This window comes from Amycolatopsis sulphurea (assembly GCF_002564045.1).
Lineage (GTDB): Bacteria > Actinomycetota > Actinomycetes > Mycobacteriales > Pseudonocardiaceae > Amycolatopsis > Amycolatopsis sulphurea.
Genome location: NZ_PDJK01000002.1, coordinates 1613978 through 1625288, shown reverse-complemented (window position 1 = coordinate 1625288; position 11311 = coordinate 1613978). Strand labels below are relative to the sequence as shown.

Here is an 11311-nt window from a genome sequence, read left to right as displayed (position 1 = left end):
GTCGTAACGCCTTCCGGATAATTCCGATTCCGCTGATGGACCGTTTGGCGGAAGGTGGCGTGGGGATGAGCAATGGAACGGACGAGCCGGGCAGATCGCGGCCAACGCTGTCGCTGGCGATGCCGATCTACAACGGCGACCGTTTCCTCGCGGAGGCGCTGGACAGCATCCGCGCGCAAGACTTCCCCGATTGGCGGTTGCTGATCTGCGACAACGCCTCCACCGACCGGACGGAGGTGATCGCGAAGGAGTATTGCGCGCTGGACGAGCGTATCTCCTACGTGCGTCACGAGCACAACCTCGGCGCCGCGCGCAACCACAACTACGGCTTCCACCACACCGACGGCGACTACTTCGCGTGGGTGCACGGGGACAACGTGTACCTGCCCACCTACTTCAGCCGCTGCCTGGCGGAGCTGCGTGCGCATCCGGAGGCATCCTGCGCGCACACCGTCGCGGTGGACATCGACGTCGACGGCGCTCGCACGCACCGGTGGGACGAGCAGCTGCGTGCCTCCCACGATGACGTCGCCCTGCGCTTCCGTGATCTGACCGAGCAGGACCACATGTGCTTCGCCTGGTTCGGCGTGGTGAACCGCGATCTGCTCGCGCAGACCTCGCTGCACGCGTCGTTCGACTCGGCGGACCGGCTGGAGATCGTGGAGCTGGCGCTGCGCGGCCCCATCCGGCTGATCGACGAGGAGCTGTTCCTGCATCGCGAACACCCGGGCCGGATCATGCGGCAGGCGCCCACCGCGCGCTCGCGGTACCTGATCCTGGATCCGGCGTGGCGCGGCCGGATCCCGTTCCCGGTGCTCAACATCGGCAAGCAGTACGCGCTCGCGGTGCTGCGTGCGCCACTGTCCACTAAGGACAAGGTGCGCTGCCTGCTGCAGCTGCGCGGCTGGCTGCGGACCAATTGGGCGCGGATCCTGCGGACGCTGGCCCGAGGCGCATACGAGTACGCGAAGCTCGCGGTGCGAGGTACTCGGTGACGACGGACGCAGCTCCGCCCCGCTCGACGGCCTCGGCCGCGGCGAACGGCACCCGGTGGACCGTCGCGGCGATGATCGTGCGGCAGTTCGGCCGGCTGGGTTTCGCCGTGGTGCTGGCCCGGTTGCTCGGCCCCACCGATTTCGGTGTCGCTGCCGCGGCCACGGTCTACATCTCGCTGACCGCGGTCCTGCTCGAAGCCGGGCTGTCCTCGAGCATCGTGCAGAAACCGGACCTGCGGCCGCAGGACGAGGGCGTCACGTTCTGGACGCTCGCCGCGATCGGCCTCGCGATGGCCGGCGTGACCGTGCTGTTCTCCGATCAGATCGCCGCCTTCCTGGAGGTGCCCGACCTCGGCCCGGTGCTGATCGCGCTGGCCGCCAGCCCGGTCCTCAAGGGAGTGTCCAATGTGGCCGCCGCGAAACTGCAGCGCGGCCTGAGATTCCGGGCGATGGCGATCACCGAGATCGGCGGCACGCTGGCCGGCGGGGTGCTCGGGCTGGTCGCGGCCGAACTCGGGATGCGGTACTGGGCGCTGGTCGTGCAGCAGGTGGGCACCGACCTGATCGTGCTGGTGCTCTGGTTCGCCGCGGCCGGCCTGCCGCGGATCGTGGTCGATCGGGAGGCGCTGCGGCATCTGCGGACCTTCGGCCTGCCGCTGGTGGGCGCGCAGCTGATCGGATACAGCACGCGCAACATCGACAACGTCGTGGTGAGCCGGTTCCTCGGGCAGACCGCCCTGTCGTACTACACCGTGCCGTACCGGATCATGCTGATCCCGGTGAGCCTGCTGGGCAACGTGGCCAACCGCGTCGCGTTCCCGGTGTTCGCCAGGGTGCAGGACGACCCGGACCGGGTGCGTTCGGTGTTCCTGCGGATCACCCGGGTGATCGGGCTCGTGGTGCTTCCCTCGATGGCGGGCATCGCGGTGCTGGCCGACGACTTCGTGGAGACGGTGTTCGGAGCGCAATGGCTGCCGTCCGCGCCGGTGGTGCAGGCGCTCGCGGTCACCGGGATCCTGCAGTCGCTGACCACCCCGGGTGGTTCGGTGTTCATGGGGCTAGGCCGGGCCGACGTGTCGTTCCGCTGGGCGTGGGTGCCGCTGACGTTCGTGGTCCCGGCGTTCTTCCTCGGGCTGCCGTGGGGGGTCACCGGCGTCGCGACGGCCTACACGATCGCGACCGTCCTGCTGACGCCGTTCCTGGTCCGCGCGATCGGCCGGGTCGCCGGTTTCCGGCTGGGGTCCTGGGTGCACGCGGTGCTGCCCGCGTTCATCTCGACGATGCCCGCCGTGGCCGCCGCCTGGGTGGTGCACATCGTGCTGCACCAGCACGAGGTGCCCGCGATCGTCACGCTGATCGCCGGCATGGGCGTCGTGCTCGCCGGGTACCTGATCTTCCTGCGAATGTTCTTCCCGGACCTCTTCCGCGAAGGGCTGGCCGCTGCGCGGCTGCTCACCACTGGCAAGCTCCTGCGGCCCGCTCCGCAGCCCGGATCGGGGGAATAAGTTGCTCTTCGCCCAGTTGCTCGCCTGGACGTTGCTGGTGCTCCACTTCGCGATTCTCGGATTTCTCTTCTTCGGGGGTTTCGTCGCGTGGAGATGGCCCCGCGCGTTATACGCGCACATTCCGCTCGTCCTGTGGGGCGTGGCCAGCTCGGTCTGGCCGCTGGCCTGCCCGGTCACCACCGCGGAGAACTGGGCCCGGGAGGCCGGTGGGCTGATTCCCTACGACCGCGGGTTCGTCGAGACCTACCTGGAAGGCGTGCTCTACGACCCGCACCACGTCAACCGGTTCCGCGCGGTGATGGCCCTGCTCGTGCTGACCGGGTGGGCGGGCGCCGCCTGGTGCGCCCGCCGCCGCAGCCGTCTCGGCCTGAGCCTCAGCCCTGCACCCGGCGCAGCCACGCTTCCCGCCAGTAGATGTAATCCGAGCGCGGGCAATAACGGTTGAACTGCCCGGCGCAGGTGATCTGGTCGACCACCACGCAGTCGCGCAGCTTCAGCATCCGGCCGCTGGACTCGTCGACGATCTTCTCGACCTTCCCGAGCACCCGGCCGCGCCGCCCGGCGTAGGGCAGCATCTCCGCGTCGAACCACAGGCCGCGGTTGCGGTTGTTCGGCCCCAGCGCGGCCATGATCTCGGCCTTGTCCCGGACCTCGACCAGTTCACCCGGTTGCAGATCCAGCCCGGCGGGCGGCTGCTTGGCCGCACCGGTGCCCCGGTAGAACGGGTAGAACGCGCCCTCCCGGATGCGCAGCCGGGCGGGCAGCTTGCGGGAAAGTTTCTGATAGTTGTTGAACACCGAGAGGAACAGGCTCCGCACGGTGGCCGCGAACGAAACGTTCCCGGTGCGCACGTCGTCCACGTATTGTCGCCAGTCCTGTACCGGCAGATAGGACGTGGCGCGGACAAGCTCGGTCGCCTGGCAGCGGTACCGCGGCTCGGCGTCCGGCTTGTCGTCCGGTTCCGGTGCGGCGGTCGTGCCGGACTCGATCACGGTGAGCGGCAACGGGATCGTGCCGGTCGCCGGGGCACCGTCGCGGATCGGCGTACCGTCGAGGCGTTCCAGCCATTCCTCCTTGAAGAACAGCTGGCACCCGGCCTGGCAGCCGCCGTGCGCGCTCCCGTCGCAGCGTGCTCCGGTCAGGTGTACCGCGCGGTCCATCCGGCGGGTGGTGCCGCGGTGGTTGATGGTGTCGCAGGTTTTGTGCGCACTCAGGTGTACCGGTAGTTCCCGGCCGGCGAAGGCCAGCGTTTCCGGCATCAGCGGAAGCCCGTCGAGGGTGCCGTTTTCGTCCAGTGTCGCGAGAATCTCCTCGGCAGTACGCACGCGGACGCGTTCGCCGGTGCGCAGAATGGGGCGGGACGGGGCCGACGAGCCGGTGGCAGACATGCGTTTCTCCCTGGATGGGCCGAGCGGTCTTCCAGGATGTCGTTGCCACCGCCGGGTTTTGTTACCGTGAGCGGCCACCGGAATGCGCCGGATGGTGGAAAGCCACCACCCGGCGCGGCTGATCACAACTGCGCGGCGGCCGGGATGACGTCCGTGCCGAACTTCTCGATCAGGCGCAGGTCCGGTACTCCGGGAATCGAGCCGATCGCGGCGTCCACGCCGAGGCCGTGCAGGCGTTCGAGTTCCCGGCACAGTTCGGCGGTCTTTTCCCCGGACGCGCCGATGTCCAGCCGGTGGTAGGCGGTCTTGGTGATCTCGTTGTAGTCGCGGCCCTCGTTCGCGCAATGCTGCTTGAGCACGTTCAGCTTGTGTTCGAGTTCGGGGGTGTTGAAGATGTTGCAGGCGTCGCCGTATTTCGCGACGAAGCGCAGCGTCTTGGTCTCCCCGCCACCGCCGACCATGATCGGCGGGCGCGGGCGCTGCAGGGCCTGCGGCACGTTCAGCAGCCGCTCCGCCTCGAAGTGCTTGCTGGTGAACGGCCCATCGCCCGCGCCCCACATCTGCAGCACGTACTGGAGGTTCTCCTCCAGCAGCTCGAACCGCTCCTTCATGGGCGGGAACGGGAAGCCCAGGCCGCGGCACTCCTGCTCGTTCCAGCCCGCGCCGATGCCGAGGATCGCGCGCCCGCCGGAAAGCACGTCGAGTGTGGTGATGGCCTTGGCGAGCAGGCCGGGATGCCGGTAGAGCACGCCGGTGATCACGGTGAGCAGCTTGGCGCGTTCGGTGTGCGCGGCGAGGTAGCCGAGCGTCGTGTACGCCTCGAGCATGTCGTTGTCGGCCGGGCCGACGCCGCCGATCTGGAAGAAATGGTCCATTACGGCCAGGTACTCGAACCCGGCCTCGTCGGCGGTCCGCGCGACCGCCGCGAGATCCGTGCCGAGACTGGCCGCCCCGCCGCTCCAGGTGAAATCGGGGATCTGCAGTCCAAGTTTCATGTACTCGACGGTATACCTGGAGTAAACCCAGCCGCCCGGTCAGAAACCACGTACGACGGTCACCGTTCCGTGCAGCGGATCGGTCACGTACACCGTGCGGCTGCGCTGGTCGACGGCCACGTCGCCGGGATTCACGCCGAGGCTCAGCTCGCCGTTGAGCACCTCGTTCTGCCCGTCCACTCGCGACAGTCCATTCTGTCCGCCATTGGTGTACACGGTGCCGGAGTCCTGGTGCACGGTCACCGCGGAGGCTTCGCTGCGCAGCAGCACCTTCTTCGTCTGAGTGCGGGTCGCCCCGTCGACGATGGACAGGTGATGGATCGCGGAATTCGCGACGAATACCCGGCCGGTGCGCTCGTGCACGGCGATTCCGGTGGGGGAGGCGCCGACCGGGACACTGCCGGTGAACTTCCCGGCGTCCAGGTCGCAGATCTCCACCGAGTCCGTGCCGGGGCTGGTGCAATAGGCCCGGCGCCTGCCCGGATCGACCGCGATCCCGGCCAGCGCGGGTTTCGGGGCGGGCAGGAGGGCAGCCTGGGTCAGGCTGACGGTGTCGAGAACCGCGAAGCCGCCGGTACTGTCGCTCACCGCGTACACCGCCTGGGCGTTCACGTCCACCGCAACCGACGAAGCCCCGGCACCGGCCCCGATCACGCTCAGTGCACGGTGCGTCACCCCGTCGAACGCCAGCACCGTGCCCGCGGGCGGGTTGGCGATGTAGATCCGGTTGGCCTTCGCGTCCACCGCCAGATCGCTCGGCGCACCGCCGGTGACCAGCACGTCCACTACTTGCCCGGCGTCCGGATCGAGTACGGTGACCGAACCGGACACCGGATCCGCGGCGTACACCAGACCGGTGACCGGATTCACCGCCAAGGCGGACGGCGAGCCGCCGACCTGCACCAGGCTGACCTGCCCGGTGGCCCTGGCCGGCGTCGCGAGCAACCCCGCGGCACCCACTGTGACCAGCGCGAACAGGCTTCGCCTCGGGAACCGCGGATCCCGCATCGCATCCCCCTGCCCGGTGGCCGGTCGGTTCGGTTGCTCGCCGACCCTAACCCGGGGAAGGATCACGGGAAGGAACTTCGGATCCCCCGATCGCGTTGTTTCCGTTGAGTAATCACTGTCAGGAGGGACGGAGGCGAGTCACGTGCACCGGCACCAGAACGGGCTGAAGACGGCATTGCTGCTCGGCCTGCTGTCCGCGATCATCATCGCGATCAGCGGGCTGTTCGGCCGCGGCGCGCTGATCATCGGCCTGGTGCTGGCCCTGGGCATGAACGCGTTCGCCTACTTCAACTCGGAGAAGATGGCGCTGCGTGCGATGCACGCGCGTCCGGTTTCCGAGGTCGAGCAGCCCGCGATGTACCGGATCGTGCGTGAGCTGGCCACCTCGGCGCGGCAGCCGATGCCCGCGCTGTACGTCAGCCCGACCGCCGCGCCCAACGCGTTCGCCACCGGCCGCAACCCGCAGCACGCGGCGGTGTGCTGCACCACCGGCATCCTGGAGCTGCTCGACGAGCGGGAGCTGCGCGCGGTGCTCGGGCACGAGCTGTCCCACGTGTACAACCGCGACATCCTGATCTCGTGCGTTGCCGGGGCGCTGGCCAGCGTGGTCAGCGTGCTGGCGAACATCGCGTTCTTCTTCGGCGGCAACGACCGCGAGGGCAACCCCTTCATGTCGCTGCTGCTGGTGCTGGTCGGCCCGGTCGCGGCCGGGGTGGTCAAAATGGCGGTCAGCCGTTCGCGGGAGTACCAGGCAGATGCCTCCGGGGCCGCGCTGACCGGCGACCCGCTCGCCCTGGCCGCAGCGCTGCGCAAGCTGGAGTACGGCACCCGTGCCGCGCCACTCGCCCCGGAGCCGGCCGTGGTGTCGCAGTCGCACCTGATGATCGCGAACCCGTTCCGGCCCGGCGCCGGGCTGAGCAAGCTGTTCTCCACGCACCCGCCGATCGAGGACCGCATCCGGCGGCTGGAGGAGATGGCCCGGGGGCGCTGAGTCACTCCGCCGAGTCACTTCGCCGAGTCACTCCCCGGTGGCCGTCTCCGGGTCGACCCAGGGGTGTCAGCAAAATCGGTGTGGAGGTCAGTGGAGGTCTGTGAAGGACCCCTTCACAGACCCGAAACCGGTCCGGCGCACGCCACGAGGTGAGCGCACACACCTCCGCATCGCCCGCTGCCGGGTCCCCGGCCAACTTTGCCGGAACCCTGGGGTCGACCCCGTGTGCGTCGGCGTTCGCGAAGATCGCGTCCAGCATCCGGTCCACCGCGGAGACCATGTGCTGCAGCCGGGCGATGCGGCCGGTCGGCTCGCCGCGCTGTCGTCGAAGGTGGGCGCGCTCGTCAGTGCCCGGGTCGTCGAGAATGCGGCCGATCTCCGCCAACGGAAAGCCCAGCTCACGGTAGACGAGCACGCGGTGCATGCGGGCCACGTCGTCGGCCGGGTACACCCGATACCCGGCCGGCGTCCGTGCGCTGGAGCGGACCCAGGCTGATGGCGTACCAGTGGTGCAGCGTCTTCACACTCACCCCGGCGAGGGCCGCCGCCCGGCCGACAGCGGGGCCGTCCTGACCGGTCACTCCGCCAGTTTCGCTCACGGCTGTGGAATGTCGAATCCCACCGCCCGCAGGCGGTCCGCGACCGGCCCGTCCGGATCGAGCGGCTGCGCGGCGGTGAGGATCACCTCGGTGTTCTCCGGCATCCGCACGACCAGCTCGATCGAGTTCCACGGCCCCTCCGTACAGCCCGGCCGCAGTTCTTCGCACCGCTTGCGGATCTCGTCCAGTTCGCCGAGCACGGAGGGGAAACTGACACTCGCGGAGACGGGCTCGCCCGGCTTGAGCAGCACGTCCTAAAACGCCCAGCGGCGCAAGTGGACCACCTGTCCCGGGATGGTGAACAGATCGCTGAAGCCGAGCCCGCGCAACCAGAAGTCCTTGGAAGCAGCGAGATCGTTGGCGGGTGTCAGATACATCGGCATTCGGTAGATGCCTTTGTAGTTGCCCGGTGAAACCGAATCGAACGCGGGCATCGGCACGGGGCTTCGGTATTCGTCCACGCCGCCGAGCGTCAGGCCTCCTGCGGGGTCGGGGTCAAGCGGAGTTTTCTTTGATCCCGTCGAGGATGCGGTCGAGTGCGCCGACCAGTTCGGTGCGGCCACCCCTGCCCATGGTCGCGTCCTGCTCGCCGTAAGTCGCCAGGACCCGCCCGGACCGGGTGAGGTCGTACACCGTCAGCGGGACACTGCGTCGCCGATTGCCGTTGTTCCGGACCGCCGCGTAAACCTTGTGCACAGCAGCACGCTCGGCGCGCATCAGGTGCCGCATCTCGTCTGCTTGCCCGGACAACTCCGACAGCGGGTCTGTGTTGGTGCCGTCAAGGTAAGCCGTGGGCACCCGCAGCAGGGAGATCCGAGCCGGTGCGTAGTCCGGCAACGCGTCGACCAGGCTCACCGTCAAGTCTCGCGGCAGAATCGGGTCGAGCTGGATCATCCGGTGGTCCGTGATCAGCCGAATCGCGTCACGGCCCGACGCGGCGACCTGGATCGCGCCGTCGTCGCCTGCTCGCCGGAAGTTGCTCCATGTGTACAACTCTCGCTGCGCCGTGGCGAGAACCGTGAGCGTGGCCCGATACTGCGGACTGAGCGCCCCGCCCGCCCCGGCCAGACCGAGCCGGGTCAGGGCGTCGATGGTGCTTCGCCGCAGTGCCATGACGGCGTCGTCCGTCCGGTAGGTCTGATCCGGTCCCACGACGACGGGCGGTTCCGCGAGCCCCGCCAGCCCCCAGGACGCGAGAAACACTGGCCGGGGCACTCGCACCGGCTTGTCGATGATGTGCACGGACTCGTTCAGCCCCCGATGGTCGGGGGTGTGGGCGGCAGCCCTGTCCGCGGGTCCAGCAGCCTTTCGCCGTCGTTGTCGGTCAGGCTGAACGCGGAATCGTCTTCCACGCCGTACTTGCGCTGGTGCTCGGCGTCTTCTTCGCCCTTGCCCTTGCCCCCGCCCACCCCCATCCCGCCCATGCCCGACGCGCCACGGGCCCCGGCCGTCCCCCGCCCGGCTGAACCTCGCAGGGCGCCTTCCGCTCCCGCTCCACTCCCCGCGCCGCCGCCGGCACCTGCTCCACTGCCCGCGCCTCGGCCCGCGCCGCTACCGAGGCCTGCTCCGGCTCCGCGGCCTGCGCCACTGCCGGTGCCCGCTCCTCCGTTCAAGCCGCCCCTCAGCCCGCGGCCGCCCGACCGTTGTCCCACCCCAGACGAGCCACCGGGTCCGAACCCTCCGGTGGCAACCCCGCCAGCCGACTCGGGAGCCCATGCCGAACCACCGCCGGTCCCCACGGACAAGCCCGGCATCGACGAAACCGGGAGCGCCCCCGGCCGGGAACCGGACAACGACGGCGGAACATACCCCGCCGCCTGCGTCCCATTCCCATCCTGCCCCGGAGAGACGTAGTGATTTCCCTGCGTCACCCCGGCAGAATTGGCTGCCGGTGCAGCGACGTACGAACTGCCCCCGACCTCCGGCCGTGGCACCGAATGCCCATTGATTCCCCCGGACAACGCATGCGAAGAATGCGACACAGCAGAATCACGCGGCGTGAGAGAGATATCGCCGTCAAATCCCGTCAGCTGCCCATAGTCACCCTTTAGCCCCTGTCCACTGGTCTGCGCTTGCTGCGCATAACCTTGGTAGCGAGCAAGATTTTCCTGCGCCAGCTTGTTGTACCGGTTGATCTGGTCCTCGGTGTCGGTGTCCCACCACGTCGCCTCGTCCCAGAAGTTCTTGTGCGGCGGCGTATCCGGCATCGGCTGCAGTGCCTTTTTCATCACCTCGAACCCATGCGCGAGATCGGTGAGATTCTGCCCGTTGCCGGTGTAGGTCTGCGCAGTCGCCGTGGCCGCCTCGGAGAACTGTTTGATCCGCGCCTGCGCGGAATCCGCCCCACCCCCGGTCCACGCCGACTCCAGCCCCGCACTCAGCCGCTGCACCCGAGACCCGGCCTCGTCCTGCTGACCGGCCAGCTTCCCGGCCTGCTCCGCGCCTTGATACCAGCTCTGCGCACCTTGACCGGCCAGCACCTTCTGCACCAGCTCCGGCGCCGGAACCGCCTGATCACCGAGGTTCCCGTGCCACACGTCCTCGACCCACTGCTCCACGTCGTTGAATCGCTCGTTGAGCCACTTCGCACCATCGCCGACCAAGTCGAAGAACCCCATCACGAACCCGCTTTCTGCCGCAGATTCGTGACCACCATGTCCGCCACCCGAGCTGTCAACTCACAGGGATCGGCTTTGCCCCTTTTGGCATCGCTGATGGTGAGTGATGCATCAAACGACAGCTCGTCTGTGATGCCGACACTCACCTGGCAAAACTGATCTTTGATTTCGGCGCCGATCGCGAGATGCGCGACAGCGGGAAACCCCTGGACAGGCGGCAAGGCTCGCCATACCTGAGCTCGCGGCTTCGTGTTCTGGTAGATGATGCTCAGTCCGCCATGCGTCTCAACGTCGTACCCGATCGCCACTCCGGCGCCCGTATCACGGTTGCCCCATTTGCAGTTGGGTCCGATTCCTGGAACGCTGTCCGGCTTGCCCGCAGGCGTCATACCGAGGATCTGCTTGAGTTGGTCGGAGGTCAGTGCTTCCTGGCAGGGCTGCCCGGAAAGCACTGACGCGGGCAGCAGGTGCTCGACCTTTGGGGCACCGCTGTGGGGCAGCGCTGCAGCGGCGGATGACGATGCCGGTGTGGTGCTCGCCGGCGCGGCGGCCGATCCGCCGGAGCATCCAGCGATCACCGATACGGCCGCAGTTGCGCAGAGTAGCGTTGTGAGAGTTCGGCGCGTCATCACGCGAATCCCCCGCCCTGCCCGCTGGAGGCCGCGTTCTTGACGTCGGCTCCGGCTTGCTCATCGGAGGACCGGGTGATCCCCAAAGCCTTCTCCAAGCGTTTGACCAGCTCGTCGGCGTAGGCATACAGCTGGTTCACCTGAGTCTCACCCGCGACGAATGCGCCCGGCGGCTGTCCGCGGTTGACCAGGAGTGTGTTGTAGCCATTGCTGCCCGGCTCGTCCGCCGGGGAGGTGAGCCGAGTCAGTTGCTCCGCGTCGGGCCGCATGTCCCGGAAATCTTCGCGGACACTCTTGGCCAAGTTGAGCATGCTCATGGCGTCGTCGTGGCTGAGGGCGAACCCCTGCCCACCGCTCGTCGCCGCACCGGCTGCTTCCCCCGAGCCGAAGACATCCCCGACACTGAAGTTCAGCCCGTCGAGCCAGCCTGGTTGTTGTGCAGGTTGAGACACTCCATCCCCCTCGGATGACGCCCACTCTGTGGACCGTTGTCCACGTGTAGTCAATTACCCACAGGCAACGTAGCAGAACGGTCACGCTGGGTTGGCCAGTTCACGGAAAGAGACAGTCGTCACCCGGGTCG

At 68.3% G+C, this 11311-nt stretch carries 14 protein-coding genes; 4 read left to right on the top strand and 10 right to left on the bottom strand.

Annotation, left to right across the window (positions count from 1 at the left end):
- Positions 1–65: 65 nt before the first annotated feature.
- Genes ATK36_RS13570 through ATK36_RS13560 form a run of 3 tightly spaced genes read left to right on the top strand, consistent with a single transcriptional unit; the run spans position 66 to position 2945 of the window.
- Positions 66–995, top strand: a complete 930-nt coding sequence (locus tag ATK36_RS13570; protein ID WP_170069725.1) for a glycosyltransferase family 2 protein — start codon at positions 66–68, stop codon at positions 993–995.
- Entirely contained in the window at positions 992–2500 is a 1509-nt protein-coding gene (locus tag ATK36_RS13565; RefSeq protein ID WP_245914698.1) for a lipopolysaccharide biosynthesis protein, read from the top strand. The genes ATK36_RS13570 and ATK36_RS13565 overlap by 4 nt, the downstream gene beginning before the upstream one ends.
- A gap of 1 nt (position 2501) precedes the next feature.
- Complete coding sequence (locus ATK36_RS13560; RefSeq protein WP_170069724.1) at positions 2502–2945, top strand: DUF2784 domain-containing protein; 444 nt, start codon at positions 2502–2504, stop codon at positions 2943–2945.
- Here the strand turns inward: ATK36_RS13560 and ATK36_RS13555 are convergent.
- The 3 genes from ATK36_RS13555 to ATK36_RS13545 all read right to left on the bottom strand — a co-directional run bounded on the left by ATK36_RS13555 (position 2875) and on the right by ATK36_RS13545 (position 5891).
- Entirely contained in the window at positions 2875–3888 is a 1014-nt protein-coding gene (locus ATK36_RS13555) for a hypothetical protein (RefSeq protein WP_211291871.1), read from the bottom strand. The genes ATK36_RS13560 and ATK36_RS13555 overlap by 71 nt on opposite strands.
- Positions 3889–4010: 122 nt before the next feature.
- Positions 4011–4883 carry an LLM class F420-dependent oxidoreductase gene (locus ATK36_RS13550; protein ID WP_098511691.1) on the bottom strand — a complete coding sequence of 291 codons (873 nt, stop codon included), beginning with the start codon at positions 4881–4883 and terminating at the stop codon, positions 4011–4013.
- Positions 4884–4922: 39 nt separating this feature from the next.
- Positions 4923–5891 carry a YncE family protein gene (locus ATK36_RS13545; protein ID WP_098511690.1) on the bottom strand — a complete coding sequence of 323 codons (969 nt, stop codon included), beginning with the start codon at positions 5889–5891 and terminating at the stop codon, positions 4923–4925.
- A gap of 142 nt (positions 5892–6033) precedes the next feature.
- Between ATK36_RS13545 and htpX the strand changes: the two genes are divergently transcribed.
- A complete protein-coding gene (htpX, locus tag ATK36_RS13540) occupies positions 6034–6882 on the top strand; it encodes a zinc metalloprotease HtpX (RefSeq protein WP_098511689.1) in 849 nt (282 codons plus the stop codon).
- Position 6883: 1 nt separating this feature from the next.
- Here the strand turns inward: htpX and ATK36_RS13535 are convergent, their stop codons facing one another.
- From ATK36_RS13535 to ATK36_RS13510, 7 genes are all read right to left on the bottom strand, one after another.
- Positions 6884–7306, bottom strand: a complete 423-nt coding sequence (locus ATK36_RS13535; protein WP_211291870.1) for a MerR family DNA-binding protein — start codon at positions 7304–7306, stop codon at positions 6884–6886.
- Between the two features lie 171 nt (positions 7307–7477).
- The gene (locus ATK36_RS33525) at positions 7478–7681 is read right to left on the bottom strand and encodes a hypothetical protein (RefSeq protein WP_245914696.1); all 204 of its coding nucleotides are present in this window, start codon (positions 7679–7681) and stop codon (positions 7478–7480) included.
- Between the two features lie 54 nt (positions 7682–7735).
- On the bottom strand, positions 7736–7942 hold the full coding sequence (locus tag ATK36_RS33520; RefSeq protein WP_245914694.1) for a hypothetical protein: 207 nt from the start codon (positions 7940–7942) through the stop codon (positions 7736–7738).
- 34 nt (positions 7943–7976) lie between these two features.
- Entirely contained in the window at positions 7977–8723 is a 747-nt protein-coding gene (locus ATK36_RS13525; RefSeq protein ID WP_170069723.1) for an ESX secretion-associated protein EspG, read from the bottom strand.
- Positions 8724–8731: 8 nt separating this feature from the next.
- The gene (locus tag ATK36_RS32215; RefSeq protein WP_170069722.1) at positions 8732–10099 is read right to left on the bottom strand and encodes a hypothetical protein; all 1368 of its coding nucleotides are present in this window, start codon (positions 10097–10099) and stop codon (positions 8732–8734) included.
- Complete coding sequence (locus tag ATK36_RS13515) at positions 10099–10728, bottom strand: DUF3558 domain-containing protein (RefSeq protein ID WP_098511685.1); 630 nt, start codon at positions 10726–10728, stop codon at positions 10099–10101. The genes ATK36_RS32215 and ATK36_RS13515 overlap by 1 nt, the downstream gene beginning before the upstream one ends.
- Entirely contained in the window at positions 10728–11180 is a 453-nt protein-coding gene (locus ATK36_RS13510) for a hypothetical protein (RefSeq protein ID WP_141544427.1), read from the bottom strand. The genes ATK36_RS13515 and ATK36_RS13510 overlap by 1 nt, the downstream gene beginning before the upstream one ends.
- Positions 11181–11311 lie beyond the last annotated feature (131 nt).

Excerpts from the sequence above, each read along its gene's own strand:
- ATK36_RS13570 (WP_170069725.1), top strand. The coding sequence starts at position 66 with ATGAGCAATGGAACGGACGAGCCGGGCAGATCGCGGCCAACGCTGTCG.
- ATK36_RS13555 (WP_211291871.1), bottom strand. The coding sequence starts at position 3,888 with ATGTCTGCCACCGGCTCGTCGGCCCCGTCCCGCCCCATTCTGCGCACC.
- ATK36_RS13550 (WP_098511691.1), bottom strand. The coding sequence starts at position 4,883 with ATGAAACTTGGACTGCAGATCCCCGATTTCACCTGGAGCGGCGGGGCG.
- ATK36_RS13545 (WP_098511690.1), bottom strand. The coding sequence starts at position 5,891 with ATGCGGGATCCGCGGTTCCCGAGGCGAAGCCTGTTCGCGCTGGTCACA.
- ATK36_RS13535 (WP_211291870.1), bottom strand. The coding sequence starts at position 7,306 with ATGCACCGCGTGCTCGTCTACCGTGAGCTGGGCTTTCCGTTGGCGGAG.
- ATK36_RS32215 (WP_170069722.1), bottom strand. The coding sequence starts at position 10,099 with ATGGGGTTCTTCGACTTGGTCGGCGATGGTGCGAAGTGGCTCAACGAG.
- ATK36_RS13515 (WP_098511685.1), bottom strand. The coding sequence starts at position 10,728 with ATGACGCGCCGAACTCTCACAACGCTACTCTGCGCAACTGCGGCCGTA.